The organism is Gordonia sp. DT218 (assembly GCF_049847105.1).
Taxonomy (GTDB): domain Bacteria; phylum Actinomycetota; class Actinomycetes; order Mycobacteriales; family Mycobacteriaceae; genus Gordonia.
This window is the reverse complement of sequence record NZ_JBNCNS010000005.1, coordinates 249,103-273,504: the sequence shown is the minus strand read 5'-3', so window position 1 is coordinate 273,504 and position 24,402 is coordinate 249,103. Positions and strand designations below refer to the sequence as shown.

26 protein-coding genes and 1 pseudogene are annotated in these 24,402 nt (G+C 67.3%); 7 read left to right on the top strand and 20 right to left on the bottom strand.

The window, feature by feature from the left end; all coding sequences use genetic code 11:
* Window positions 1–2: 2 nt before the first annotated feature.
* Together thyX and ACPXCG_RS19540 are read right to left on the bottom strand one after the other, a co-directional pair.
* The gene (gene thyX, locus ACPXCG_RS19545; RefSeq protein ID WP_425793768.1) at window positions 3–755 is read right to left on the bottom strand and encodes an FAD-dependent thymidylate synthase; all 753 of its coding nucleotides are present in this window, start codon (window positions 753–755) and stop codon (window positions 3–5) included.
* 92 nt (window positions 756–847) lie between these two features.
* Window positions 848–1,633 (bottom strand): DUF427 domain-containing protein, encoded by a 786-nt coding sequence (locus ACPXCG_RS19540; protein ID WP_425793766.1) that lies wholly within the window; start codon window positions 1,631–1,633, stop codon window positions 848–850.
* Between ACPXCG_RS19540 and ACPXCG_RS19535 the strand changes: the two genes are divergently transcribed.
* From ACPXCG_RS19535 to ACPXCG_RS19525, 3 genes and pseudogenes are all read left to right on the top strand, one after another.
* On the top strand, window positions 1,620–1,814 hold the full coding sequence (locus ACPXCG_RS19535; protein WP_425793764.1) for a hypothetical protein: 195 nt from the start codon (window positions 1,620–1,622) through the stop codon (window positions 1,812–1,814). The genes ACPXCG_RS19540 and ACPXCG_RS19535 overlap by 14 nt on opposite strands.
* Before the next feature lie 206 nt (window positions 1,815–2,020).
* Window positions 2,021–3,597: pseudogene (locus ACPXCG_RS19530) on the top strand (alkaline phosphatase D family protein).
* 54 nt (window positions 3,598–3,651) lie between these two features.
* Entirely contained in the window at window positions 3,652–4,497 is an 846-nt protein-coding gene (locus ACPXCG_RS19525) for a tyrosine-protein phosphatase (RefSeq protein WP_425793762.1), read from the top strand.
* Window positions 4,498–4,537: 40 nt separating this feature from the next.
* Here the strand turns inward: ACPXCG_RS19525 and ACPXCG_RS19520 are convergent, their stop codons facing one another.
* Window positions 4,538–5,302 carry an HAD-IIB family hydrolase gene (locus ACPXCG_RS19520; RefSeq protein WP_425794006.1) on the bottom strand — a complete coding sequence of 255 codons (765 nt, stop codon included), beginning with the start codon at window positions 5,300–5,302 and terminating at the stop codon, window positions 4,538–4,540.
* Between the two features lie 94 nt (window positions 5,303–5,396).
* On the bottom strand, window positions 5,397–5,972 hold the full coding sequence (locus tag ACPXCG_RS19515) for a TetR/AcrR family transcriptional regulator (protein WP_425793761.1): 576 nt from the start codon (window positions 5,970–5,972) through the stop codon (window positions 5,397–5,399).
* Between the two features lie 86 nt (window positions 5,973–6,058).
* Between ACPXCG_RS19515 and ACPXCG_RS19510 the strand changes: the two genes are divergently transcribed.
* The gene (locus ACPXCG_RS19510; RefSeq protein ID WP_425793760.1) at window positions 6,059–7,078 is read left to right on the top strand and encodes an NADP-dependent oxidoreductase; all 1,020 of its coding nucleotides are present in this window, start codon (window positions 6,059–6,061) and stop codon (window positions 7,076–7,078) included.
* A 5-nt stretch (window positions 7,079–7,083) separates the two neighbouring features.
* Here ACPXCG_RS19510 and ACPXCG_RS19505 read toward each other — a convergent pair whose 3' ends face one another.
* Genes ACPXCG_RS19505 through ACPXCG_RS19490 form a run of 4 tightly spaced genes read right to left on the bottom strand, consistent with a single transcriptional unit; the run spans window position 7,084 to window position 10,034 of the window.
* Window positions 7,084–8,307, bottom strand: coding sequence for a winged helix-turn-helix domain-containing protein (locus ACPXCG_RS19505; protein ID WP_425793759.1), 1,224 nt, complete (start codon window positions 8,305–8,307; stop codon window positions 7,084–7,086).
* A gap of 8 nt (window positions 8,308–8,315) precedes the next feature.
* Window positions 8,316–8,837, bottom strand: coding sequence for a dihydrofolate reductase (locus tag ACPXCG_RS19500; RefSeq protein WP_425793758.1), 522 nt, complete (start codon window positions 8,835–8,837; stop codon window positions 8,316–8,318).
* On the bottom strand, window positions 8,837–9,673 hold the full coding sequence (locus tag ACPXCG_RS19495; RefSeq protein WP_425793757.1) for a thymidylate synthase: 837 nt from the start codon (window positions 9,671–9,673) through the stop codon (window positions 8,837–8,839). The genes ACPXCG_RS19500 and ACPXCG_RS19495 overlap by 1 nt, the downstream gene beginning before the upstream one ends.
* 43 nt (window positions 9,674–9,716) lie before the next feature.
* Entirely contained in the window at window positions 9,717–10,034 is a 318-nt protein-coding gene (locus ACPXCG_RS19490; protein ID WP_425794005.1) for a hypothetical protein, read from the bottom strand.
* Window positions 10,035–10,099: 65 nt separating this feature from the next.
* Between ACPXCG_RS19490 and ACPXCG_RS19485 the strand changes: the two genes are divergently transcribed.
* Window positions 10,100–10,792 (top strand): TetR/AcrR family transcriptional regulator, encoded by a 693-nt coding sequence (locus ACPXCG_RS19485; protein ID WP_425793756.1) that lies wholly within the window; start codon window positions 10,100–10,102, stop codon window positions 10,790–10,792.
* 34 nt (window positions 10,793–10,826) lie between these two features.
* Here the strand turns inward: ACPXCG_RS19485 and ACPXCG_RS19480 are convergent, their stop codons facing one another.
* From ACPXCG_RS19480 to ACPXCG_RS19465, 4 genes are read right to left on the bottom strand one after another with little or no spacing between them, the layout of a single operon-like run.
* The gene (locus tag ACPXCG_RS19480) at window positions 10,827–11,282 is read right to left on the bottom strand and encodes a flavodoxin family protein (RefSeq protein WP_425793755.1); all 456 of its coding nucleotides are present in this window, start codon (window positions 11,280–11,282) and stop codon (window positions 10,827–10,829) included.
* Window positions 11,279–11,758, bottom strand: a complete 480-nt coding sequence (locus ACPXCG_RS19475) for a hypothetical protein (protein ID WP_425793754.1) — start codon at window positions 11,756–11,758, stop codon at window positions 11,279–11,281. Before ACPXCG_RS19475 ends, ACPXCG_RS19480 begins: the two co-directional genes overlap by 4 nt.
* A 5-nt stretch (window positions 11,759–11,763) precedes the next feature.
* Entirely contained in the window at window positions 11,764–12,516 is a 753-nt protein-coding gene (dapB, locus tag ACPXCG_RS19470; protein WP_425793753.1) for a 4-hydroxy-tetrahydrodipicolinate reductase, read from the bottom strand.
* A 56-nt stretch (window positions 12,517–12,572) separates the two neighbouring features.
* Window positions 12,573–13,061 carry an Lrp/AsnC family transcriptional regulator gene (locus tag ACPXCG_RS19465; protein ID WP_425793751.1) on the bottom strand — a complete coding sequence of 163 codons (489 nt, stop codon included), beginning with the start codon at window positions 13,059–13,061 and terminating at the stop codon, window positions 12,573–12,575.
* Window positions 13,062–13,199: 138 nt separating this feature from the next.
* Between ACPXCG_RS19465 and ald the strand changes: the two genes are divergently transcribed.
* A complete protein-coding gene (gene ald / locus ACPXCG_RS19460) occupies window positions 13,200–14,306 on the top strand; it encodes an alanine dehydrogenase (protein ID WP_425793750.1) in 1,107 nt (368 codons plus the stop codon).
* Between the two features lie 139 nt (window positions 14,307–14,445).
* Here ald and ACPXCG_RS19455 read toward each other — a convergent pair whose 3' ends face one another.
* The 5 genes from ACPXCG_RS19455 to ACPXCG_RS19435 all read right to left on the bottom strand — a co-directional run bounded on the left by ACPXCG_RS19455 (window position 14,446) and on the right by ACPXCG_RS19435 (window position 20,897).
* Window positions 14,446–15,213 (bottom strand): NRDE family protein, encoded by a 768-nt coding sequence (locus ACPXCG_RS19455; RefSeq protein WP_425793749.1) that lies wholly within the window; start codon window positions 15,211–15,213, stop codon window positions 14,446–14,448.
* A gap of 11 nt (window positions 15,214–15,224) precedes the next feature.
* Window positions 15,225–16,712 (bottom strand): putative nucleotidyltransferase substrate binding domain-containing protein, encoded by a 1,488-nt coding sequence (locus tag ACPXCG_RS19450; protein ID WP_425793747.1) that lies wholly within the window; start codon window positions 16,710–16,712, stop codon window positions 15,225–15,227.
* Window positions 16,713–16,821: 109 nt separating this feature from the next.
* Window positions 16,822–19,092 carry a polyribonucleotide nucleotidyltransferase gene (locus ACPXCG_RS19445; protein WP_425793746.1) on the bottom strand — a complete coding sequence of 757 codons (2,271 nt, stop codon included), beginning with the start codon at window positions 19,090–19,092 and terminating at the stop codon, window positions 16,822–16,824.
* 403 nt (window positions 19,093–19,495) lie between these two features.
* Window positions 19,496–19,765 (bottom strand): 30S ribosomal protein S15, encoded by a 270-nt coding sequence (rpsO, locus tag ACPXCG_RS19440; RefSeq protein ID WP_267628575.1) that lies wholly within the window; start codon window positions 19,763–19,765, stop codon window positions 19,496–19,498.
* Window positions 19,766–19,928: 163 nt separating this feature from the next.
* Window positions 19,929–20,897, bottom strand: coding sequence for a bifunctional riboflavin kinase/FAD synthetase (locus tag ACPXCG_RS19435; protein WP_425793744.1), 969 nt, complete (start codon window positions 20,895–20,897; stop codon window positions 19,929–19,931).
* 160 nt (window positions 20,898–21,057) lie between these two features.
* On the opposite strand from ACPXCG_RS19435, the gene ACPXCG_RS19430 reads away from it, so the two are divergent.
* A complete protein-coding gene (locus tag ACPXCG_RS19430; RefSeq protein WP_425793743.1) occupies window positions 21,058–21,813 on the top strand; it encodes a metal-dependent transcriptional regulator in 756 nt (251 codons plus the stop codon).
* Window positions 21,814–21,830: 17 nt separating this feature from the next.
* Here ACPXCG_RS19430 and truB read toward each other — a convergent pair whose 3' ends face one another.
* The 3 genes from truB to ACPXCG_RS19415 are packed head-to-tail and all read right to left on the bottom strand — an operon-like array spanning window position 21,831 to window position 24,377.
* On the bottom strand, window positions 21,831–22,733 hold the full coding sequence (truB, locus tag ACPXCG_RS19425) for a tRNA pseudouridine(55) synthase TruB (protein WP_425793742.1): 903 nt from the start codon (window positions 22,731–22,733) through the stop codon (window positions 21,831–21,833).
* 1 nt (window position 22,734) lies between these two features.
* Window positions 22,735–23,391 (bottom strand): 4'-phosphopantetheinyl transferase family protein, encoded by a 657-nt coding sequence (locus ACPXCG_RS19420; RefSeq protein WP_425793741.1) that lies wholly within the window; start codon window positions 23,389–23,391, stop codon window positions 22,735–22,737.
* Window positions 23,388–24,377 (bottom strand): metallophosphoesterase family protein, encoded by a 990-nt coding sequence (locus ACPXCG_RS19415; protein WP_425793740.1) that lies wholly within the window; start codon window positions 24,375–24,377, stop codon window positions 23,388–23,390. Before ACPXCG_RS19415 ends, ACPXCG_RS19420 begins: the two co-directional genes overlap by 4 nt.
* Between the last annotated feature and the right edge of the window lie 25 nt (window positions 24,378–24,402).

Genomic DNA, 24,402 nt, shown 5'->3' with positions numbered 1-24,402 from the left:
GCTCAGCCCTCGAGGACGAACGGCGAGGTGGCGACCTCGGTTCCGTCGGACAGCGTGCCGATCTCGAAGTCACCGAACACCGTCGGCGCCACCTCCATGAGCTGACGCAGACACTCGACGGCGAGTTGCCGGATCTCGACGTCGGCGTGTTCGGTCGCGCGCATCCCGACGAAGTGCCGCCACGCGCGATAATTGCCGGTCACCACGATCTTGGTCTCGGTCGCATTCGGCAGCACCGACCGGGCCGCCTGCCGCGCCTGCTTGCGCCGCAGGATCGCATTGGGCACATCGGCGAACTTGGCCTCGAGGGCATCGAGCAACTCGCTGTAGGCCTTTCGCGCCGAATCGGTCGCCTCGGTGAACAAGGCCTCGAGCTCGGTGTCGCCGCGGATCGCCGGTGGTGCCACGACGTTCGAGTCGTGCTCCGGGACGAATCGCTGGGACAGCTGTGAGTACGAGAAGTGGCGGTGCCGGATCAGTTCATGGGTACACGAACGGGAGATACCGGTGATGTAGAACGTCACCGACGCGTGCTCGAGCAACGACAGGTGGCCCACCTCGAGGATGTGCCGCAGGTAGCCCGCGTTGGTCGCCGTCCGGGGATTCGGCTTGTCCCAACTCTGGTAACAGGCCCGACCCGAGAACTCGACGAGCGCCTCGCCACCATCGGCGTCGGTACTCCAATCGACGTCCGGCGGTGGGGTGAACTGCGTCGCGGCGACCATCTGCACCGTCAACGGCACCAACTCGGACACGTTGCCTCCTCACCGCATTCTGTTCGACCTGCCACCCGTTTCTGCGGGGTCGGTTCCGTCGATTGTCCACCAGTTGCGCAGACCCCTCCCCGTCACCCCGCGATACCGTCCACGGTGATGTCGACCCGATCGTCGTCGAAGCAGATCAGGTCACGAACCGGCTCACCGTCGATCAGCGGATCGGGATAGCACCACGCGACGTCGGCCACGGTCTGCCCGTGCACGATGGCCGACCAGTACGACGCGCGCCCCTTGTAGGCGCAGGTGGTGTGCGTGTCGCCGGCGACGAGCAGATCCATCCGGATGTCCTCCTGAGGCAGGTAATGACGTTGCGGAAGGTGGGTCTCGAGCAGCAACGTGGGCCGGTTGCTCTCGGCGACCACCACGTCGTCGATACGGACCACGACATGCCGGCTCGTGTCCAGACAATCGATGTGCTTGAACGGATCGTGTGGATGGGCGAGCGCGGTCTGCTCCTCCTCCCGCCACTCGTCGAACGCGGACCAGTCGAGGACGGCGTGGCCTCCCAGATCCGGATCGTCCGGGGTGAACGCGGCCGCGACCAGGGGGTGATCCCCGACGGCGATGTTCCAGGCGGTCCCCGGGCAGGTGTGCAGCAGAAATGCATCGTCCGGGGTCAGGATCGGCGGACGGTGCTCGGCCGGTGCGACCACGACCGGATCGATGAGCCCCGCCGAGATGTCCGCGATCGGTACGGCATAGGAGCCCACCACCCGGTCGGGCTCCCACACCTGGAGCACATCACGTGAGTCGACGACGGTCTCGCCGGCGACCGCAGCACGCACCCGTCGTCGCATCGCGCACCAGCGGAGTTCGCCGAGTCGGGACATCGTGAACCGGTCCATGTCGATCGCCATGATGGAAATCCTGCTCCTTCCGCCAGGGCGGCACCAGACCCTCGCCGCGGCGGAGACCGGCGATCGGATGTCGATCGGGCAGACTCCGGATGAACGTTCGGCGACACCCGTCAGAATCCCCACGGGCCTGCTGATCTGGGAGTGCGCGCCGGTCGCCACCGTGGCATCGGGTGCCGCATGATGAGCGTCGTGTCCGCACCGCCCCGTGACTCCAGTGCCCTCCGTGATTCCAGTGCCCTCCGTGACTCCAGTGCCCTCCGTGGCCCCCGTGACGCCGATCGGCCCGACGCCCCCTCTGCAGAACCGTCGGAGCGATCCGGGATCAGCCGCCGAGCCGTGTTGCGCACAGGCGCGGTGGCGGCCGGGGTCTCCACCGCCGGCATCGCCATGTCACCCGCCTCCGCCGCGCCCCGTTTGGCTGCTGTGTTCGCACACGGCGTGGCCTCGGGCGATCCGCTCCCCCACGGCGTGATCCTGTGGACACGCGTCACGCCGACCGCCGCGGCGACGCCGGGCTCGGGTCGCGGCCCCGGCGTCGACGTCATCTGGGAGGTGGCCCGTGACGCCACCTTCGTGCGCACGGTCGCATCCGGATCCGTCCGCGCGTCCATCGCGGCGGACCACACGGTGAAGGTCGATGTCGCCGGGCTGGAACCCGACACGCGGTACGTCTATCGATTCCGGGTCGCGTCGGGACCCACGGTGGGTGCGACGTCGCGACCGGCCATACCCGTACCGCACCGGCCCTCGGCGCCGATGTCGATCGGGTGCGGTTCGGCGTGGTCTCGTGCGCCAACTGGGAAGCCGGGCACTTCGGGGCGTATCGCCATCTCCGCGCACACCGCGATCTCACCGCGATCGTGCACCTCGGCGACTACTTCTACGAGTACGAGACCGGCGGCTACGGCGGGAAGTCCGGCGTGGTGCGGAAGACGGAACCGGCCAACGAGACGGTGACCCTGCGCGACTACCGGATTCGGCACGCCCACTACAAGACCGACGTCGACCTCGCCGAGCTGCACCGCCTCCTGCCGTGGATCTGCACGTGGGACGACCACGAGTCGTCCAACGACGCCTGGAAACGCGGCGCGGAGAACCACAGCGCAGGCGAAGGGCCTTGGGCAGCAAGAAAGGCCGCATCCGAGCGCGCCTATTACGAGTGGATGCCGGTGCGTCCCGAAGCGACCGGAACCGGCAGGCATCTCTACCGCAGGCTCCGTTTCGGCCGGCTGCTCGAACTGTCGATGCTGGACCTGCGGACGTATCGGGACCAACAGGTGTCGGCCACCTCGTCCGACGTCGACGACCCGCGCCGGAGCATCACCGGAGCGGCCCAGATGCGTTGGCTCACCAGCGGATTGACGTCGTCGTCCACGCGATGGCAGATCATCGGGAATCCGGTGATGATCGCACCCGTCCTGATCCCGCCTCTCGATGCCCGCAACACCGCGGCCGTCACCGAATTACTCGGCCTGCCCGCCGGCGGGGTGCCCTACAACGCCGATCAATGGGACGGCTACACCGCCGATCGCCGTCGACTGCTCTACGCCATCCGCGATCATCGCGTCGACAACGTCGTCTTCATCACCGGCGACATCCATTCATCCTGGGCCTGCGACATCCCGGCCGACGCGGCTCGTTTTCCCGCCGGCGGTTCGGTCGCGACCGAGCTGGTGGTCCCGTCGGTGACCTCGTCCAACATCGACGACATCCTCGGAGTGCCCGAGCACACCGTCGGCGCCGCCGTGCCGACGGCGATCATGGCGGCCAACCGACACGTCCGGTGGAACGACTTCGACGCACACGGCTACGGGGTGTTGAGCATCACGCCGGCGGCGGCGCAGATGGACTGGTACTTCCTCGTCGACAAGGCCGACCCGTGGACCAGTCGCTACCACGCCAGATCGTTCCGGGTGCGCTCCGGAACGCCACGCGTCGGATCCGTCGCCGAACCCGCCGACTAGCGTCACGGGAGGCACCGTGATCGTCACGTCCAACCAGGAAACGAAAGGCCCGAGATGACCACACCTTCGCACCGCTCCGCACTGCGGCGACGACTCGTATGCGCGGCCGCTGCACTCGCCGTGGTCGGCGCACCCGCGATCGCACCGACCGCAATCGGAACCGCGACGGCAGCCCCGTCGCAGACCGCACCCACGACCGCGCCCGCCGCATTCGACCTCGCCGGCACGGTGAACACGCGCATGTTCACGAACTATCACACCGCCGACGGTCACACGATCAACGGCCGGGTCATCCGCAGCGACAGCCTCGACAAACTCACCGCGGCCGATCAGAAGAAGCTGGCCGGACACCGGGTCACCTCGATCGTCGACTTCCGCAGTGACGTCGAGCGCGCCGTGCAGCCCGACCGCGCGGTCCCGGGTGCGACGGCGCTGAACTACAACGTCGTCGGTTCACCGGTCCCGATCAGCCTGGACTCGGGCTCGTCCGACCTGTCCGATCCGACGAGTTCGTATCGCGAGTTCGTGACCAGCGCGTCGGCGCGCGACGCGTTCCGGAAGACGTTGCTGGACATCAAGACCACCGCGGGCAAAGGTGACACCGTGCTGTATCACTGCACCGCGGGCAAGGACCGCACCGGCTGGGCGTCTGCCGTCCTGCTGAGCATCCTCGGCGTCGACCGCAGCACGGTCGAACAGGATTACCTGGCCAGCAACACCTTCCGCCATGCCGACGCCGGCGACTCGCTGAACGGCGTGAACATCTCGTCGCTGCGTGCCGCGTTCGCCGCTGCGGACAAGACGTACGGCAGCTTCGACAACTACGTGTCCAAGGGCCTCGGTCTGACGTCCGGCGACATCGCCGGGCTCAAGAAGGCACTGCTGGTCAAGCACGCGTGATCACGGCGTTCGCGAAGTCGGCTCGGCGATCGTCGGCGACTCACACGTCGACGATCGCCGACAGCTTCGCGTAGGTGTCCTGCCAGCCGTCGACGGCGATCGACTCGATCCCGAGATCCAGGACGGGCCGGTCGTTGCCGCCCTTGTCCAGACGGTCACCGAAGAACAGGATGTCGCCGGTGCCGAGATCCAGGATGTCCATCAACTTCCGCGCGCCATACGCCTTGTCGATGCCCTTCTTGGTGACGTCCACCGACGTCGACCCACCGCTGCGTACCTCGAGGTCGCTCAGGCGCTCGGCGGCATAGGCGCGCAGCGACTCCTTCTTGGCGCCATCGGGGTCCCAGGCTGCCTTGGCGTCGACCGGGGCCGACTGTCCCAAAGCACTGAACGTGATCTGACTGCCACGATCCTCGAGGATCGGGCCCCAGGTCTCCGACTCCCACAGACCGAGCTCCTTGGCCCCGGCCTCGAGGACCGCGAGCGTGCGCGTCTTCTCGTCGTCACCGAGGTATTCGGCATAGACGGTCTCCCAGTCGGTACCCGACCAGCGCACGTACTGCGTGCCACACGTCGGCATCAGGTGGAGGTTTCCGATCGAGTCGAAGGTCCCGAGACGCGCCAGGACCTGCGCGGAGAACTGCTCGAACCGGCCGCCGGAGATGATGCACCCGAGACTCCGGTCGAGCATGCGGCGCATCAGTGCGACCATCTCGTCGGCCATCGGGCTCTTCGACGGCGCCAGGGTGTCGTCGAGGTCGAACATGACCAGCCGGTAGTCCTTGCCCTGGTGCGAAACCGCCATCATCAGCCTTCCCGATCGAGCACGTCCGTGTGCACATTGGTCGAGCAGAAGCATGGCATCCCGGCGTCGCAATTGCACCAGTCGGGGTGGTCGGTCAGCGAATCATGGCCGACGTCACGTCGAGAAGCCGAACCGCCTCGTCCCGGTTGACGCGCGCGAGAGTCATCGCCGCGATGGTCGCCCCGGTGATGGACGTGGCACGCGCCGCGACGGACTCCGCGTCGTCGTCGGGGAATCGTGCGGCCACTCCCCTCGTGACGGCCGCGAGAAGTTCGGCGTGATAGGCACCGACCACCTGCCGCACGGCCGCGTCATCCCCGAGGGTGGACCCCGCGGTGCCGACGAGCAGACAGCCGGTCGGTTCGTCGGAGTCCCCGAGCCGCCCGATTGCCTCGGCCAGGCCGGTGAGGTACCCGGCCAGTGCCCCGGGCGCGACATCCGGTTCCAGCAGCGGACGGATGCGGGGCGCCACGATGGTGTCGAGATAGTCCTGTACGGCCGCGTCGAACAGCCCGCGCATGTTCCCGAACGCGTGGTAGATGCTCGATCGCGACAAACCGGTCACCTTCTCCACGTCGGACACCGAGACTCCGTCGAAACCCCTCTTCCAGAACAGATTCCGCGCCGAGGCGACAACGGTGGCGGTGTCGTACGCCTGCGTTCTGCCCATGGTCACCCCTGACTCGTTCGATTGTCGTGCCGACCAGCGTACGCTATTGTGGAACGATCGGTACACAATCCGGAAGGGACTCATCGATGACTCAGACCAGCACTCAGATCCAGCTCGCGAACCGGCCGACCGGCTGGCCGACGGACGCCGATTTCCGCACGGTCACCGTCGAGTACGGCGACCTCGGCCCCGGGCAGGTGCGCGTCGCCAACGAGTTCGTCTCGGTGGATCCGTACATGCGGGGCCGGATGATCGACACCCGTAGCTACATCCCGCCGTTCGTCCTCGACGAGACGATGACCGGTGGTGCCGTCGGCCGTGTGATCGAGACGACGACCGACGATCTGCCGGTCGGCACCCTGGTCTCCCATCAGTACGGTTGGCGAGACCTCGTCCAGGAGGACGCCAAGGGGTTCCGCGCGCTTCCCGAACCGCCCGAGGGCGTTTCGTCGTCGGTCTACCTGGGCATGCTCGGCATGACCGGGCTCACCGCGTACGTCGGGCTCCTCACGATTGCGCAGATGCAGCCCGGTGACACGGTGTTCATCTCCGGCGCGGCGGGCGCCGTCGGGACCGCTGCCGGACAGATCGCCCGACTCAAGGGCGCCGGAAGGGTCATCGGCTCCGCGGGTTCGGCCGAGAAGGTCGCGCTGCTCACCGAGCGCTACGGCTACGACGCGGCCTTCAACTACAAGGACGAACCGTCGGTGCGTAAGCAGCTCCGCGAGGCCGCACCGGACGGCATCGACGTCTACTTCGACAATGTCGGTGGCGATCACCTCGAGGCGGCGCTCGACTCGTTCAGCGACGGCGGACGAGCGGCGCTGTGCGGGGCTATCGCCCAGTACAACAGCACAACTCGCACCCCCGGACCCGGCAACATGGCCAACATCATCACGCGCGGCCTCACGCTCACCGGATTCACGGTCGGCCACCACTTCGATCAGCTGCCGGAGTTCACCCGCACGATGGGTCAGTGGTTCGCGGCCGGCGAGGTCGTGCACGACGAGACCGTGGTCGACGGGATCGACAACGCGGTCGACGCCTTCCTCGGTCTCATGCGAGGCCAGAACACCGGCAAGATGGTCGTGCGCATCCCGTCCTGATCAGCTCACCCGACGGCGGCGGAGAGTGCGCGGGCGAGATCGCCCCGCTCTCCGACGTCGACCCGGTCCAGTCCGAGCCACCCGGCCATCGCCCCGAGGTCGGCGGCCAGCCGGCCGGCGACGACCTTCTCGCCCCGGCCGTCCTCGAGAAAGGCGCCGAGCACCAGGAGCGCGCCGGCCTTGCGGTCGGCCTTCAGGTCGACGCGTGCGGCGATGTCGTCGCCCATCAGATACGGCAGCACGTAGTATCCGTGCACCCGTTTGTGTTCCGGCACATAGATCTCGATGCGGTAGTGGAAGTCGAAGACACGCTCGGCCCGTGGCCGGAAGAACACCAGCGGGTCGAACGGCGAGAGGATCGCGGTGCGATCGGTCCGGCGCGGGATCACCGCGCGGGCATGCAGGTAGGCCGGGTCCCGCCATCCCTCGACCGTGACCGGCGTCAGTTCCCCCGCATCGACCAGATCGCCGATCGCCGGCCGCACGTCGGCACTCTTGGTGCGGTAGTAGTCGGCGAGATCGGCGAGCGTCGCGACCCCCAGGGCGCTCGCCGCCCGCGCGGTCAGTTCCCGGTGCGCGTCGACCCGGTCGATGTGCTCACCGACGACGTCGGTCCCGATGACGCGTTCGGTCAGGTCGTAGTGCCGCACGAAGTTCTCGTTACGCACGGCCGAGAGGTCGCCGGCGGCGAACATGGCCTCACAGAGGTGCTTGACCTCCCCGCGATGCCACCAGCCACCCGGGATCCCCGTCGGGCGGACGATGCCGAGGTGATCCTCGATCTGCTTCGGCGTGCTCGGGCCGCCCTCGGCGATCACCGCGTGCACATCACGCGCGAGTTCCCGGTTGCGGCGCATGACGTCCTGCGTGAACCGGTACCGCCCATCACGGAATTCGTCTCTGCGCCAACCGAACAGAGGCCAGTCGTCGACGGGGATGAGTGCGGCCTCGTGGGCCCAGTACTCGACGAGAAGTCGCGATCCGCGCCGGGGGCGCCAGGCCGCGCGGTCGAGGATGTCGCGGTCGTAGGGACCCAGTCGGCTGAACATCGGCATGTAGTGGGCACGCGCGGCGATGTTCACCGAATCCATCTGCAGCAGCCTGGTCCGGCCGACGACCCTCCGCAGGTGCGCCGACGTCGGCGCACCGGACGGTGGACGATCGATGAATCCCTGTGCGGCAAGAGCGATTCGCCGCGCCTGCGCGGCGGAGAGGCTGGTACGGGTCATGTGCCCGGCTATGCCCCTCGCCCCGACCGCACACTCGCATGCCGGAGATAGTCAACGAATCGGAAGTGGAGGCCCGCCGACGACGGCTGCCAGTCACCGGTGACGTCGGCCTCCCACGTATACGGGTCCACCTCGGGCGCAAAGGCGTCGGCACCCTCGACCAGCATGTCGATTTCGGTGATGCGCAGATGCGTTGCCACACCCATCGATGCCTCGTAGATCTGCCCGCCACCGATAACCGTCACCGGCCCGTCAACCAGCCCGAGGGCGTCGCCGACCGTATGGACGATCTCGGCCCCTTCGGCCGACCACGTGGCCGACCGCGTGATCACGATGTTGCGCCTACCGGGCAACGGGCGGACCCGATCGGGCAGGGAATCCCAGGTCTTCCGCCCCATCACCACCGCGTCGGTCCCGGTCAGCTCACGGAACCGTCGCATGTCCTCGGGCACCCGCCACGGGATGGTGTTCTCGCGACCGATCGCGCCCACTCGATCCTGGGCCCACAGCAAGGTGACCGTGGTCGCCATCAGATCGCCACCGGCGCCTTGATCCCCGGATGCGACTCGTAGCCCACCACCGCGATGTCGTCGAACTCGTAGTCGAAGATCGAATCACGCTTCCGCAGTTCGAGTTTCGGATAAGGGTATGGATCACGCGACAGCTGCTTGCGCACTTGTTCGACGTGATTGTCGTAGATGTGGCAATCACCACCGGTCCAGACGAACTCGCCGACCGCCAGATCGGCCTGCTGCGCCATCATGTGCGTGAGCAGGGCGTAGGACGCGATGTTGAAGGGCACGCCGAGGAAGAGGTCCGCACTGCGCTGGTAGAGCTGACACGAGAGCTTGCCGTCGGCGACGTAGAACTGGAAGAAGGCGTGGCATGGCGGCAGCGCCATCTGCGGGATCTCACCGACGTTCCACGCCGAGACGATGTTGCGACGGGAGTCGGGGTTGGTCCGGAGCAGGTCGAGGGCGGCGGAGATCTGGTCGATGTGTTCACCCGAGGGAGTCGGCCAGCTGCGCCATTGCACGCCGTAGACCGGCCCGAGGTCGCCGTCGGCGTCGGCCCACTCGTCCCAGATGCTCACCCCACGGTCCTGCAGCCATCGGACATTCGAGTCGCCGCGCAGGAACCACAGCAGCTCGTACACGATCGACTTCAGATGCACCTTCTTGGTGGTGACCAGCGGGAAGCCTGCCGCCAGGTCGTAGCGCAACTGGTGCCCGAAGAGGCTGCGCGTGCCGGTGCCGGTGCGGTCGGCCTTGGGAGTACCGGTCTCGAGGACAAGCCGGAGCAGATCCTCGTACGGGGTCGGGATCGTCGCGGCGTGGGAGGTCGCTGAATGGGTGGCCGTGCTCACGATGACCAGCTTACGGGCGGCCGAACGTTATCCAGCGTAGCGCCTACGCGGGACGTCTCTGGATTCCTTCGCCGAACCGTACTTCGAGCACTGTTGTCGGCGTTCGCGGTGGCTCACCCGGCGGATGAATTCCATGCGCTGCGAGGACAGGATGCACCGCCGGGTGCACCACCTTTTCGAGCGCCTTGTCGCAGCTCTCCTCGGACTCCCAGACGTCGAGGTAACTCACCGTCTCGTCATCGTTCTGAATGGCGATGTGCACGACCAGGCCAGGCATCGGGGTGGCACCCATCCGGTCGGCGATCTCACCGTAGATCTCGGGTGTGATCGGGACATTTTGAGTCCACGCGAAGAAACTCATGATGCTCACCCACTTTTCATCCGACTCTTTATCGGATCAATTGGTATAGCGATATGCTAGACCCGATGTCAAACGCCGTCAATCGTCAACCTCCAGGTCAGCGCCCCCGTCGATACGACTCCAGTCGGCGGCGCGCAGCCGCGGAGGAGACCCGCACACGCATCCTCGAGGCGGCTCGCCGGTTGTTCATCGCTGACGGGTACGCCGTCACCACGGTCGCGGCGATCGCTCGGCAGGCAGATGTCGTCCCGGATACCGTCTATGCGACGGTCGGCCGCAAAGCAGCACTGTTCCGGGCACTCATCGAGCTCGCGCTCTCGGGGACCGGCCAGCCGGTGCCCGGCGCTCAACGCGACTACGCCGAGCGAGTTCGCGCAGCTTCCGACCCACATCGGAAGCTGGCCATCTACGCCGAGGCCGTCACCGCAATCCAGGCGCGCCTGGCCCCCCTGTTCCTGGTGTTACGCGAAGCCTCGGCCGTCGACGCTGAACTCAAGGCGCTCTGGGACGAGATCACCCGTCGGCGATCGGACAACATGCGCGCGCTCGCAGCGGATCTGGCGTCCACGGGTGCCACACGGGCCGATCTCACCGTCGACGAGATGGCCGACGTCATCTGGACCATGAACAGCTCCGAGTACTACTCCTTGCTGGTGATCGACAGAGGGTGGTCCGAACGGCGCTTCTGCGAGTGGCTGCTCGATTCATGGTCTCGATTGCTCCTCGACCAGAAGGCCGCCGGCAAATCGGCCGATTGACTGTCTCGCGTCTCGCGATCTGGACCGAACTCGCTCAGGCCTCCATCAGGCCGGCCGCGACCGTCGCGCCGAGTTCCCAGCACTTCTCGAGGTCGTCCTTGGTCGGCTTGCCCGCGACGGCGATGTACTCGGCTGCCTTGGTCCACCCGAGTCCGGTGGTGATCGAGTCGACGGCCTTCTCGGCGCCCTCGGTCCCCTCGTTGCCGTGCAGGTACAACCCGAACGGCCGCCCCTTGGTCGAGTCGAGGATCTGGTAGTAGGTGCTGTCGAAGGCGTGTTTGAGCGCGCCACTGATGTAGCCGAGATTGGCCGGGCTGCCCAGTACGTATCCGTCCGCTTCCAGCATGTCGGTTGCGGTGACGGCGAGCGCGGCACGCCGCACCACGTCCACACCCTCGATCTCCGGATCCGATGCGCCGGAGATCACCGCCTCGAACATCGCCTGGCAGTACGGCGACGGCGTGTGGTGGACGATCAGCAGGGTACTCACGTTTCCTCCCCTTTGAACTGTGCGACGGCCCTTTTCATCATCTGACGGGCACGCCCACGGTCGCCGGCGTAGTCATAGGCGCGGGCGATCCGGTACGTGTTGCGCCACTGCGATGGATCTGCCTCCCACTCCGCTTTGACCTGGGCAAACAACTCATCCGCCGCGTCCCGCTCGATGCGCCCCGAGGCCCTGCGCGGCAGCGAGGACACGTCGAGCTCACGCCCCTCCTCTGCCATGATCCGGGCCAGCCGCTGATGTTCGAGGCCTGCGCGGAGCGTCGCGTAGATCAGCCATGCACCGATGAACGGCAGGATCAGCACGCCGATCCCGATACCGATCCCGGCCACGGTCCCCGACGAGATGAGGTCGATCCCGCGCTCCCCGAGGATGACGAAGTACACGACCATCGCCACCACCAGGAACCCGATCATCCAGACGATCGGGCGGGCGTCGCGCTGTTTCGGTTCGGCGGCCATCTCGCTCAGAGGTCCATCAACTCTTCCAGGCCCACCGTCAGGCCCGGTCGTCCGCCGATCTCTCGGACGCCCAGGAGGACTCCGGGCGCGAACGATGCGCGGTCGAGCGAATCGTGGCGGATCGTCAGCGTCTCCCCCTCGGTGCCGAGGATCACCTCCTGGTGGGCCACGAGGCCCGCCAGCCGGACCGAGTGCACGCGGACACCGTCGACCTCGGCGCCTCGTGCGCCGTCGAGCTCGTCCGTCGTCGCGTCGGGGCTCTCCCCGACCCCGGCGTCCGCACGCGCCTGCGCGATGAGCGCCGCGGTGCGGTAGGCGGTTCCCGACGGCGCGTCCGCCTTGTGCGGATGATGCAGCTCGATGACCTCCACCGAGTCGTAGAACCGCGCGGCCTGCGCGGCGAAACGCATCGACAACACAGCCCCGATGGCGAAGTTCGGCGCGATGAGGACGCCGACGCCCGGGTTGTCGGCGAGCCACGACCGGACCTGGTCGAGTCGCTCATCGGTGAACCCCGTGGTGCCGACAACCGCGTGGATTCCGTTGCGGATCATGAACTCCAGGTTGTCCATCACCACGCCGGGATGGGTGAAGTCGATCACGACGGTGGTGTCGGATTCGGTGAATTTCTCGAGCGGGTCGCCCTTGTCCACGCCCACGGTGAAGGTCAAGTCGTCGGCGGCCTCCGCCGCGGCCACCATGGCCTGGCCGACCTTGCCCGCACTGCCGAGCACACCGACCCGGATCTCACCTGACATCGAGAAGTCCCTTCGTTTCGCGACATACCGCACCCGATTCTATGGCGCGTCGTCGTTCAGAAGATCGGCGCACCACCCCGGCGATGCTCGAAGACGAGCGACGTCGTCGTCCCGGACACCTCGCGCCGCGAGTTGAGCATCTCGACGAACTCTCGGAGTGCTTCGGTGTCGGCCGTGGCGACGTGCAGCATGTAGTCGTCGACACCGGCGAGGAAGAAGACGTCGATCACCGCGTCCTGGCGTGCGATCTCGCCGACGAAATGCCGGATCTCCCCACGGGCCTCCGACTGGAGACTGACCGCGACCATGGCTCGCAGGGGGCGGCCCACCGCCGCCGGATCCACTTCCGCGAAGAATCCACGGATGACCCCGAGATCGGTCAGTCGCCGGACACGTCCGTGGCAGGTGGACGCCGCAATGCCCGCCCGCGCCGCGAGCTCGCTGTTCGGCATCCGCGCGTCCGTCTGCAGGAGACGCAGCAGTGTTCGATCGGTGTCGTCGAGGGCGCGATCCGCGCCCCGAACATCCTTCGGCTGGACAGTCATGCCTCTCCTCACTTTCGTCGGATCTTCACCCTCACTCCGATTTGGAGAATGATCTACACAGACATTGTGCCATTTCCGTGGTTCCTTCACTCTTGAGTCAACACACCCGCTCCGCCCCCATCCGCAAGGAGAACCGTCATGCACGTCGGCATCCCCACCGAGATCAAGAACAACGAGTACCGCGTCGCGATCACCCCCGCAGGAGTCGCCGAACTCCACCACCGCGGCCACGACGTGGTGATCCAGGCCGGCGCCGGCGAGGGCTCTGCCATCCATGACAACGACTTCAAGGAGGCCGGGGCCCAGATCCTGTCCACCGCGGAGCAGGTCTGGGAGCAGTCCGATCTCTTGCTGAAGGTCAAGGAGCCGATCGCCTCCGAATACCCGCTGCTACGGGAGGGACAGACCCTCTTCACCTACCTCCACCTCGCCGCCAGCCGACCCTGCACCGAGGCATTGCTGGAGTCGAAGACCACTGCGATCGCCTACGAAACCGTCCGCGCGGCCGACGGCTCGCTCCCGCTGCTCGCGCCGATGAGTGAGGTCGCCGGACGGCTCGCCCCGCAGGTCGGCGCGTATCACCTCATGCGTTCCGAAGGTGGCCGCGGCGTATTGATGGGTGGCGTGCCCGGTACCGAACCGGCGAATGTCGTCGTGATCGGCGGCGGTGTCAGCGGCGTCAACGCCGCCACGATCGCCGTCGGCATGGGCGCGCAGGTGACCGTGTTCGACGTCGACATCGCCAAGCTCCGTGCCGTCGATGCCCGGTTCGCCGGCCGTGTCCACACCCGCTACAGCACCGGTCTGGCGCTGGCCGAAGCGGTTCGCGACGCCGATCTCGTAATCGGTGCGGTCCTGGTCCCGGGCGCGAAGGCCCCGGTCCTGGTGCCGAACAGCCTTGTGGCACAGATGAAGCCAGGCGCCGTCCTGGTCGACATCGCGATCGATCAGGGTGGGTGTTTCGAGGACTCGCGCCCCACCACCCACGACGACCCGACATTCGCCGTACACGACACGATCTTCTACTGCGTCGCCAACATGCCCGGCACCGTCGCCCGGACGTCGACGTCGGCGTTGACCGGCGCAACCCTCCCCTACGTCCTGCGTCTCGCCGACAAGGGCTGGGAGCAGGCCTGCCGCGACGACGCGTCGCTGGCCGCGGGGCTGAGCACCCACGACGGCGCCCTGTTCACGCCGGAGGTCGGTGCGGCCCTCGACATCCCGGTCGCCGCCGCGCCGTTCTGATCCAGCCCCAGTCCGCCGACCGGGTACGGTTTTGCGCCGAGCGGGCGCAGGATCTCATCGACCGTGCGCAGGACCTCGTGACCGCGCACGATGGGTGCACGACCGTGCCCGATCGGCGAGATCCTGCGCCCGATCGGCGTCAGAAGCGGATCGAGGTGGTGCCTCGACGACGGCCGCGGTAGGTGAAGCGGCGCTCGGTGATGTCGCCGCACCCGTCTCGGCCGATCCGCAGGACGGTCGAGGCACGCGTTCCGTAGCCCCGCATGTCGATGAAGATCGGCGACAGGTCGGCCTCGAGTTCGCCCGGGACCCCGGTGTCGGGCAGCCGCTCGACGGCGGGCCTGCGCCGATCGGCGAGGACGTTCAGATAAGGCTCGACAGTCGCCGTCCCGCCCGGCCGCAACACCAACTCCTCCATCGTCGCGCGCCCGTCGGTGACCTTCGGCCAGTCGCTGTCGAGCGCACCGTTGGAGAGGCCGTGCACCCCGGGCGCCACGCGTTCGGCGCGCGGCTCCGGCCAGTTGGTGATCCACCACAGTTCATGCTCGTCGCCGACGAGCAGGTTCACCGGCAGATACTCGTGTCCCTCCCGGCGCAGCCGCTGTGCAAAAGCACCGGGGTCATCGGCACCCACGAGGAATTGCACGGGCAGCGCGCCGCGTGAGCGCGGGCCCGGTGCGCCCGGCCGGCCCACCCGCACATTGGTCACCATCGCGACGCGCGACGGATTCACGGCGTCGACACCCATCCACGTCCCGCCCGCGACGCGATCCCGTCCCCCGATGATGGGCAGATCTGGCCAGCGCGACAGCGGCGCCGTCTCCCGACGGTGATACTCGTCCCGGTTCGCGGCGACCACGAGCCGCTGGTGCGGATCGGTGTTCCAGGCAAACAGAATGAGACACAAGGTGTTTCAACTCACTTCGACTGATCGGTGATCGGCAGGTAATGGCTCAGGTTGACCATCCGGCGCTGGACACCCGCGACCTCGCGTACCGCCTGCGCGACGAGGCTGCGATCGAGTGGCGACAGCCGCTTCATGGTGAGCAGGTCGCTCACCGGCTCACCCCGGTCGAACTGCGCCACCTGATAGGTGAGCCGGACCCGTTGCAGCACATCGAAGACCTCGACCAAAGTGGTCGCGTGGTCCGCCGGCAGCATCGGACTGCCTGCGGCCGCCCGTAGTCGCGATCGCGTGTTCAGCTCGGTGCTCTCGACGCTCAGCGCGGCCCATCGCGCGATGTTCACCAGTGGGGTGAGCGCATGGGCCTTGATGTCGAACGTGTCACCGCGCCGGGCCAGCATGTCACGCATCGAGCGCAGTCGCGCCTTGTAGGACAAGGCCTCCGCCAGCAAAAGACCCATCGTGCCCGGATGGGAACGCAGGTCGCTGAACACCTCCCCGACCGCCGACAATCCCTGGTCACCCCAGATGGGGCGTCCGTCGAGCAGCAGGGACGTGAAGATCATCCCCTTGTTCTCCAACGGCGCATCGATCCAGTCCCGTGCGGCCGCCCGCCACTGCGCATGTGTCCGGGCGAACAGCGGCTTCGACGCGATCGCACCGTTCGCGTCGATCGCCATTCCCGCACCTCGGAGAATCTCGTCGACCTCGGCGAACGCGGACCGGTACGCGACGATCTCGTCGTCTCCCAGTGCGTCGTCGAGCGACACGGCGGAATCCATGTCCGAGGTCAACACCGGCTCGCGACGCGCATTGCTGCCCAGCGAGAGCCAGGTCACCGAATCGGGGTCCAGGTCCGGATGTTGTGCGAGCACGAGTTCCAGAGCGCGCCGGACGACGGCGTCGTGAATCAATGACGCCACCGCGGTGATCTCGTGGACCGGCTGCCCACGGCGCAGCAGATCGGCGATCAGATATGGCACACGCTGCGCCCGCGCCTGCAGGTCGTCGACCGTCGGGGCACGGGACACCTGCCCGCGCAGCGACATTCCCGGACCCGACGGTGCCGCGACGAAGTCAGCCGCCGCCACCACACCGACGACGTCCCCGGCCGGATCGACGACCGGGATCACGCTCAGCTCCCGATCGAGGAGTTCGGTGAGCGCGTCGACAGCGGCGGTGTCGCGGCGGACACCATGGACGGGAACGGTGACCAGGTCGCCGACCGGGGTGTCGATGCCACGCCCCGTCGCCACCACCCGGGACCGGATGTCGGCGTCGGTGAGCAGCCCGTACTCGTGGTCCCCCAACGGGATCAGCACGTACTCCTGGCGACGCTCGGTCATCAACGCGGCCGCGTCCCGCACGGTCATTGCCGGCGACCCGATGACGGGCTCGGTCACCAGGAGGTCGTCGACGGTGGCACGGTCGGGCACGCCGTCATCTCGTCGGCGCGCGACGGTGAGCTTGTCGGGGGGAATGCCGCCCTCGGTCTCCGACACGAGTCCTCATCCTCCGATCGTCACGGCCGTCGCCGTCAGCCTATCCACGCCGGACGCAGACGGCCCGTCACCCACAAGCGGGTGACGGGCCGTGCGCGATTCGGGACGATCAGGCGTTGGCCTCGGCGGCCTCCGGCGCACTCTCGGCGGCGGCGTCGTCGTCGACCGGCACCAGGCTGATCTTGCCGCGCTCATCGATGTCGGCGATCTCCACGCGGAGCTTGGAGCCGACGTTCACGACGTCCTCGACCTTGTTGATCCGCTTGCCCTTGCCGAGCTTCGAGATGTGCACGAGGCCATCCCGTCCCGGGAGGAGCGACACGAACGCGCCGAAGGCGGTGGTCTTCACCACGGTGCCGAGGAAGCGCTCGCCTACCTTCGGCAGCTGCGGGTTGGCGATCGCGTTGACTCGATCGATCGCGGCCTGCGCCTTCTCACCGTCGGATGCGCCGATGAACACGGTGCCGTCATCCTCGATGGAGATGTTGGCCCCGGTGTCCTCGGTGATGCCGTTGATCGTCTTGCCCTTGGGGCCGATCAGCTCACCGATCTTGTCCATCGGGATCTTGATGGTGGTGATCCGCGGCGCGTACGGGCTCATCTCGTCCGGCTCGTCGATGGCCTCGGCCATCACGTCCAGGATCGTCAGCCGAGCGTCCTTGGCCTGGCTGAGCGCACCGGCGAGCACCTTCGACGGGATGCCGTCGAGCTTGGTGTCGAGCTGCAGCGCCGTGACGAAGTCCTTCGTGCCGGCGACCTTGAAGTCCATGTCACCGAAGGCATCCTCGGCGCCGAGGATGTCGGTGAGCGCCACATAACGGGTCTCCCCGTCGACGGTGTCCGACACCAGACCCATGGCGATGCCCGCAACCGGGGCCTTGAGCGGCACACCGGCATTGAGCAACGACATGGTCGACGCACAGACCGAACCCATCGAGGTGGAACCGTTGGAGCTCAACGCCTCCGAGACCTGACGAATGGCGTACGGGAACTCCTCGACGCTCGGCAGCACCGGCATCAGGGCGCGCTCGGCGAGCGCTCCGTGGCCGATCTCGCGGCGCTTGGGCGAACCGACGCGGCCGGTCTCACCGGTCGAATACGGCGGGAAGTTGTAGTGATGCATATAGCGCTTGGACGTCTCCGGCCCGAGCGAGTCGATCATCTGGGCCATCTTGACCATGTCGAGGGTGGTGACGCCCAGGATCTGGGTCTCGCCACGCTCGAACAGCGCGCTGCCGTGTGCGCGCGGGATGACCGCGACCTCGGCCGAGAGCGACCGGATGTCGGTGATGCCACGACCGTCGATACGGAAGTGATCGGTCAGGATCCGCTGGCGCACGAGCTTCTTGGTGAGCGAGCGGTAGGCACCGCCGATCTCCTTCTCGCGGCCTTCGAACTGTCCCCCGAGCTGGGCGAGGATGTCGGCCTTGAGCTCGTCGGTCTTGTCGTCGCGCTCCTGCTTGCCCGCGATCGTGAGGATCTCGCCCAGACGATCGGTGGCGGCGGACGCGACGGCGTCGTAGACATCGCTCTCGTACGGCGGGAACAGCGGGAACTCGCCGGTCGCCTTCGCGGCGGCGTCGGCGAGCGACTTCTGCGCCTCGCAGAGACGTGCGATGAACGGCTTCGCGGCCTCGAGGCCCTCGGCCACGATCGCCTCGGTCGGCGCCTGCGCACCGCCTGCGATGATCTCGAGAACGTTGTCGGTGGCCTCGGCCTCGACCATCATGATCGCGACATCGGCCGAATCGCCCTCACCGGAGACGATCCGTCCGGCGACAACCATGTTGAACACGGCGCCTTCGAGCTGCTCGACGGTCGGGAACGCGACCCACTGGCCTGCCTTGTTCTCCTCCGTCGGGACGAGGGCGACACGCACGCCACCGACCGGGCCGGAGAACGGCAGTCCGGCGAGCTGGGTGGATGCCGAGGCCGCGTTGATGGCGACGACGTCGTAGAGGTCCTTCGGATCGAGCGACATCACCGTCACGACGACCTGGATCTCGTTGCGCAGGCCGTCGACGAAGGTCGGGCGCAGCGGGCGGTCGATCAGACGACAGGTGAGGATCGCGTCGGTCGACGGGCGGCCTTCACGACGGAAGAACGAGCCGGGGATGCGGCCCGCGGCGTACATGCGCTCCTCGACGTCCACGGTCAGCGGGAAGAAGTCGAAATGCTCCTTCGGCTGTTTGGATGCCGTGGTCGTCGACAGCAGCATGTTCTCGTCGTCGAGGTAGGCGGTGACCGATCCAGCGGCCTGCAGCGCGAGGCGGCCGGTCTCGAATCGGATGGTGCGGGTGCCGAAGCTGCCATTGTCGATCACGGCGGTGGCTTCGGTGATGGCGTCGTCGTAATCGACGTCGGTGTTCACATCGGTCATGTGGATGTAGGAATCCCTTCGTGTCAGCCGCCGCACTTCGGCGGCTGCGTTGTACATGCGGGTCGACACGTCCCTGTGCACACCACTGTGTGCGACGTCTGCGAGTGCAGGTTGCCGGCCCGGAACGGAGCCGTGAGAGAAATGCCGGTCGTGCGGGGGCGCGATCGCGAGATGCGCGCCGCATGGTGGCAGACGGCCTTCGATCGAAGCGGCCGGAACCGCGATGAACCCGGGTTCCGGCGGCCACTACCGAGGACCGATCTGCTCGTTCGTCACGTCCAGCAGGACTTTCACGGCAACGATCAGTGATCAGCCTATCATTGTGGGCTGATCAGCATAAATGCCTCGGCCGTCCCCGTGTGACGGAGACGGCCGAGGCGATGGTGTTCGGGAGGTCGGTCGCTCAGCGACGCAGACCCAGGCGCTCGATCAGCGAGCGGTAACGGTTGATGTCGACCTTCGCGACGTACTTGAGCAGACGACGACGGCGACCCACGAGCAGCAGCAGACCACGACGGCTGTGGTGATCGTGCTTGTGCTCCTTGAGGTGCTCGGTCAGGTCGGTGATGCGCTTGGTCAGCATGGCGACCTGCGCCTCGGGCGAACCGGTGTCGGTCTCGTGCAGCCCGTACTCGGCGAGGATTTCTTTCTTCTGGGTGACAGTCAATGCCATGGAGATACTCCTGAATTCTCAGTCCCGCGCTCGTCTGGAAGCCGCCCGCATCTACCCAGATGCTCCGGCGGATGGCGCGCCACCGCGGACCACAGCAACGCCAGCGAGCCAATCTACCAGCGCAGACCGTTCCCGCCCAAATCGTCGGCACCTGCCGTCGACGTCACCGTTCGGCCTGGGCCAGCAGCCTCCGCGTCTCGTCGACATCACCGGCGATGGCGGTGATCAGGTCGTCGACCTCCGGGTAGTTCACCATGCCCCGCAGGCGGCCGACGAAGTCCACGGCGACGTGCTGCCCGTAAAGGTCGGCGCTCGTGTCGAGGACAAAGGCCTCGACCGTGCGCGTCCGTCCCGAGAAGGTCGGGTTGGTCCCCACCGAGACCGCGGCCTGGTAGCGCTCCCCCGGTTCGACCTGGCCCACCACCGGCCCGACGCCGAGCACGGTGAACCAGGCGGCGTACACGCCGTCGGCGGGGATGGCGGCATACATCGGCGGCGCCACGTTGGCGGTCGGGAAACCGAGTTCGCGACCGCGGCCGTCCCCGCGGACCACCACACCCTCCACCCGGTGCGGCCGTCCCAGCGCCTCTGCAGCGAGTTCCACGTCGCCGGCCGCCACGCAGGAACGGATGTAGGTCGACGAGAAGGTCACCGCGTGTTCGCCGAACAGCGAGATGCCCTGCACTTCGAAACCGAACTTCTGCCCGAATTCCGTCAGCTTCTCGACATCGCCCGCCGCCTTCTTGCCGAAGGTGAAGTTGTCACCGACAACGACATCTGCGGCATGGAGTGTCTCCACGAGGATGTCGTGGGCGAAGTCCTTGGGTGAGCGGGACGCCAGCTCAGGGGTGAAGGGCATCACACAGAACACGTCGATGCCCAGTTGTTCGGCGAGTTCCGCCCGGCGCGTCAGCGTGGTGAGTTGTGGCGGATGCGATCCCGGCCGGACCACCTCGGCCGGATGGGGATCGAAGGTCATCAGCACGGCCGGTACACCGCGTTCGGCGGCGGCGGCCGTCGCGGCATGGATCAACTGGGCGTGCCCACGGTGGACGCCGTCGAACACACCGATGGTGACCACGCACCGACCCCAGTCCGCGGGGATGTCCTCGAGACCTCGCCAACGCAACACGCGGACAAGCCTACGGCCCGCCCGGCCCGCAAACCACTTCTGGTCGCTGGTGTTGAACAGCGAGTTTCGCAGGGTCCGACGACTGTTGAACAGATCGCCAACGCGCCAACACACCGTCACCTGTCTCGCTCTGGACGAAGGCAGGTCCTAAGCTCGAAGAATGCCCCAGTCCCCCACGGCCCGATCCGGCAGAGCGCCGTCCGGCGCGACCGACAGCGGCGCCGCACTGCCGGTCCCGGAGCGACCCGTCACGGAGCTGTCCACGGTCACCCAGGACTATCTGAAGGTCATCTGGACCATCCAGGAGTGGGCAGAGGTCAAGGTGACCACCAAGATGCTTGCCGAACGCCTCGGCGTGTCGGCATCGACGGCCTCCGAAGCGATCCGCAAGCTCGCCGACCAGGGTCTCGTCTCCCACGAGCGCTACGGTGCGGTGACGCTCACCGACGAGGGACAGACCGCGGCGATCCTGATGGTGCGTCGACACCGGTTGCTGGAGACGTTCCTGGTGCGTGAGCTCGGATACGGCTGGGACGAGGTCCACGACGAGGCCGAGGTCCTCGAACACGCGGTGTCCGATCGTCTGATGTCCCGGCTCGATGCGAAACTCGGTCACCCGAACCGAGATCCGCACGGCGATCCGATCCCGGCTCTCGACGGATCGGTACCCAGCCCGGACGTGAAACTCCTGTCCGAACTCGATGTGGACGAATCCGGGACGGTGGCAAGGATTTCCGACACCGATCCGGACATGCTCCGCTACTTCGACGAGGTCGGAGTGGCGTTGGACTGTGAGGTGACGGTGATCGAGAAGCGTCCGTTCGCGGGCACCATCTCGATCTCGGTGGACGGCAACGACCACATCGACCTCGGCGACGTCGCCGCCCAGGCCATCTTCTTGGTGCCGCTGTCGTGAGCCGCTGACCTTCTGGCTCAGCGCAGGGTCGCCGGCCGGACGACCATCACCGAACTGGCCCGCCGGCCCTTCTCCTGCACGAGCGCGATGGCCTGACCGGACGGGTCGATGACCACGTAGATCTCCTTGCGCCCGAGCGGGTCCAGCCACCGACCCTGGCTGATCGACTCCGCTTCGTCTCCGCTGATGTCGCGGTGCGGGAACGACAGTTTCGCAGCCTCGTCGATGGTCAGCGACAACCGTGGCCCCTCGGTCAGAGTGGCGAGCGTGCGCGCGTGTTCGAGCGTGAACGGCCCGACTGCGGTGCGCCGCAACGCCGTCAGGTGTCCCCCGACACCCAGCGCACCGCCCAGGTCCCGGGCCAGCGAACGGATGTAGGTACCGGACGAACAGTCGACCTCGACATCAAGGTCGACGAAACCGGCGTCGGTGCGCCTGGTCTCGAGCACCGCGAAGCGTGACACGGTCACCGGCCGGGCGGCGAGGTCGAACTCGGCGCCGGTCCGGACGAGGCTGTGTGCCCGCTTGCCGTCGACCTTGATCGCGCTGACCTTGGCCGGGATCTGCTCGATGTCGCCGGTCAGCTCGGCCACCCCGGCGGCGATCTGGGCATCGCCTACGTGCGTGGCATCCGCACGGGAGATGATCTCGCCCTCACGGTCGTCGGTGTCGGTGCCGGCACCCAGGCGGATCGTCGCGGTGTACGCCTTGGTGGTCAGGGACAGGAGCCCGAGCAGTTTGGTCGCGCGTTCGACTCCGACCACCAGGACGCCGGTCGCCATCGGGTCGAGCGTGCCCGCATGTCCGACCCGCCTGGTGTCGAACAGCTTCCGGCACTGGGACACGACGTCGTGGCTCGTCATGTCCGCGTCCTTGTCGACGATGACGAGCCCGGCGTTCTCGATGGATGCGTCGGCCATGTCAGACGAGCGCGATCGATGTGGTGATCAGTCCGCGATCGACGAGCCAGCGGCCGGACAGTTCCCGGAGCGGGGCGCCGCCGTCGACGGCCGTGCCGTCGACGAGGATTCGCGAGGTGAAGGTCCCGGCCTGCGCGGATGTCGGTTCGAAGGTGATGTGGGCGTCCTCGAATCCGAGCCAACGCTGCGTGATCGGAAACCACGCCTTGTAGGTTGCCTCCTTGGCGCAGAACAGGAGTCGGTCCCAGTGTAGACCGGCCGGGCGGGTGGCCAGGACGTCGCGCTCCTCGACGATGCTGGTGTGGTCGAGCACGCCGTCGGGAAGCTGTTCGTGCGGCTCGGCGTCGATGCCGAGCGACCGTACCTGCAACGAGTAGGCGACCACCGCGGCGCGGTAGCCGTCGCAGTGCGTGAGACTACCGACCACGCGTTCCGGCCACAGCGGCATTCCGCGCTCGCCCCGCATGATCGGCGTCGGCCCGATCCCCAGCTCGGACATGGCCTGTCGGGCACAGTGTCGAGCGGTGGTGAACTCGCGGCGACGCTTCTCGACGGCTCGTTCGATGAGAGTGCGCTCGGCCGGCATCGGTTCGATACCGGGCGGGTCCTCGAATGCCTCTGCCGACGCCACACCGCTGGGCACCAGCTGTTCGATCAACGCGGCTCCTCGTGATCTGTCCGGCCGCCCGAGCGCACAGCCCGTCGGTCCCTGCGTTCCTGGATTCGCCGGGCGAACTCCTGCGCGCGCTCCTCGTAGTCCGGCGGCAGCTCGAACCGTGCGCCATGTCCCGCTAGGTCGGCCTCGGTGAGTCCCGGGTCCGGGATGATGGCCCGCAGCAACGGATCCGGTAGCCCACGCCGCTTCCACTCGCGCGGGTATCCGACCGACACCTCTTCGAACCGGACACCGTCGTACCAGGTGGTCCGCGGGATGTGCAGGTGCCCGTACACGCAGCATGCCGCGTGATACCGGGTGTGCCAGTCCGCGGTCAGCTCGCTGCCGCACCACAGCGCGAACTCCGGGTACATCAGCACATCGGTGGGTTCGCGCCGCAACGGCCAGTGGTTGATCAGCACTGTCGGCTCGGCCGGGTCGATGGCCTCGAGCCGGTTACGGGTGGCCTCGACGCGGGCCCGCCCCCAGGCATCCCGGGTCGGATAGGGCTCGGGCGACAGCAGGAACTCGTCGGTGGCGACCACGTTGCGTTCGCGGGCCAGCGCGAGTGCGGTGAGTGTCGTCGTCGTGCCCTCGGGCCGGAATGTGTAGTCGTAGAGCAAGAACATCGGCACCACCCGCACCGGCTGCGCCCCGTTGCCCGGGTCGAACAGCGGATAGATGTCCTCAGGGGTGACCACCCCGATGTCGCGGCACGCCTGGACCAGATAGTCATAACGCGCCACCCCGAAGATCTGCAGCGGGTCCTTCGCCGTCGTGTAGAGCTCGTGATTGCCCGGTACCCACACCACCGTGTGGAACCGGGTGCGTAGCCGCCGCAGGGTGTCGATGATGTCGTCGGTGCGCTCGGCCACGTCGCCCGCGACGATCAGCCAGTCGTCGCCGCTCTGCGGCCGCAACTGGTCGACGATGTGCTCGTTGCCCCGATGTGCGACATGGAGATCACTGATTGCCCACAACGTCGCCATGCCCACCAGCCTAACGATGTGCGGT

Coding starts and splice junctions, on each gene's coding strand:
- ACPXCG_RS19445 (WP_425793746.1), bottom strand. CDS start 19,092: ATGACCGATGTGAACACCGACGTCGATTACGACGACGCCATCACCGAA.
- ACPXCG_RS19485 (WP_425793756.1), top strand. CDS start 10,100: ATGTCAAACGCCGTCAATCGTCAACCTCCAGGTCAGCGCCCCCGTCGA.
- ACPXCG_RS19535 (WP_425793764.1), top strand. CDS start 1,620: ATGTCGATCGCCATGATGGAAATCCTGCTCCTTCCGCCAGGGCGGCAC.
- dapB (WP_425793753.1), bottom strand. CDS start 12,516: ATGTCAGGTGAGATCCGGGTCGGTGTGCTCGGCAGTGCGGGCAAGGTC.
- ACPXCG_RS19525 (WP_425793762.1), top strand. CDS start 3,652: ATGACCACACCTTCGCACCGCTCCGCACTGCGGCGACGACTCGTATGC.
- ald (WP_425793750.1), top strand. CDS start 13,200: ATGCACGTCGGCATCCCCACCGAGATCAAGAACAACGAGTACCGCGTC.
- rpsO (WP_267628575.1), bottom strand. CDS start 19,765: ATGGCATTGACTGTCACCCAGAAGAAAGAAATCCTCGCCGAGTACGGG.
- ACPXCG_RS19515 (WP_425793761.1), bottom strand. CDS start 5,972: ATGGGCAGAACGCAGGCGTACGACACCGCCACCGTTGTCGCCTCGGCG.
- ACPXCG_RS19540 (WP_425793766.1), bottom strand. CDS start 1,633: ATGGCGATCGACATGGACCGGTTCACGATGTCCCGACTCGGCGAACTC.
- ACPXCG_RS19430 (WP_425793743.1), top strand. CDS start 21,058: ATGCCCCAGTCCCCCACGGCCCGATCCGGCAGAGCGCCGTCCGGCGCG.
- truB (WP_425793742.1), bottom strand. CDS start 22,733: ATGGCCGACGCATCCATCGAGAACGCCGGGCTCGTCATCGTCGACAAG.
- ACPXCG_RS19520 (WP_425794006.1), bottom strand. CDS start 5,302: ATGGCGGTTTCGCACCAGGGCAAGGACTACCGGCTGGTCATGTTCGAC.
- ACPXCG_RS19505 (WP_425793759.1), bottom strand. CDS start 8,307: ATGACCCGTACCAGCCTCTCCGCCGCGCAGGCGCGGCGAATCGCTCTT.
- ACPXCG_RS19500 (WP_425793758.1), bottom strand. CDS start 8,837: ATGGCGACCACGGTCACCTTGCTGTGGGCCCAGGATCGAGTGGGCGCG.
- ACPXCG_RS19415 (WP_425793740.1), bottom strand. CDS start 24,377: ATGGCGACGTTGTGGGCAATCAGTGATCTCCATGTCGCACATCGGGGC.
- ACPXCG_RS19490 (WP_425794005.1), bottom strand. CDS start 10,034: ATGAGTTTCTTCGCGTGGACTCAAAATGTCCCGATCACACCCGAGATC.
- ACPXCG_RS19465 (WP_425793751.1), bottom strand. CDS start 13,061: ATGACTGTCCAGCCGAAGGATGTTCGGGGCGCGGATCGCGCCCTCGAC.
- ACPXCG_RS19510 (WP_425793760.1), top strand. CDS start 6,059: ATGACTCAGACCAGCACTCAGATCCAGCTCGCGAACCGGCCGACCGGC.
- ACPXCG_RS19475 (WP_425793754.1), bottom strand. CDS start 11,758: ATGGCCGCCGAACCGAAACAGCGCGACGCCCGCCCGATCGTCTGGATG.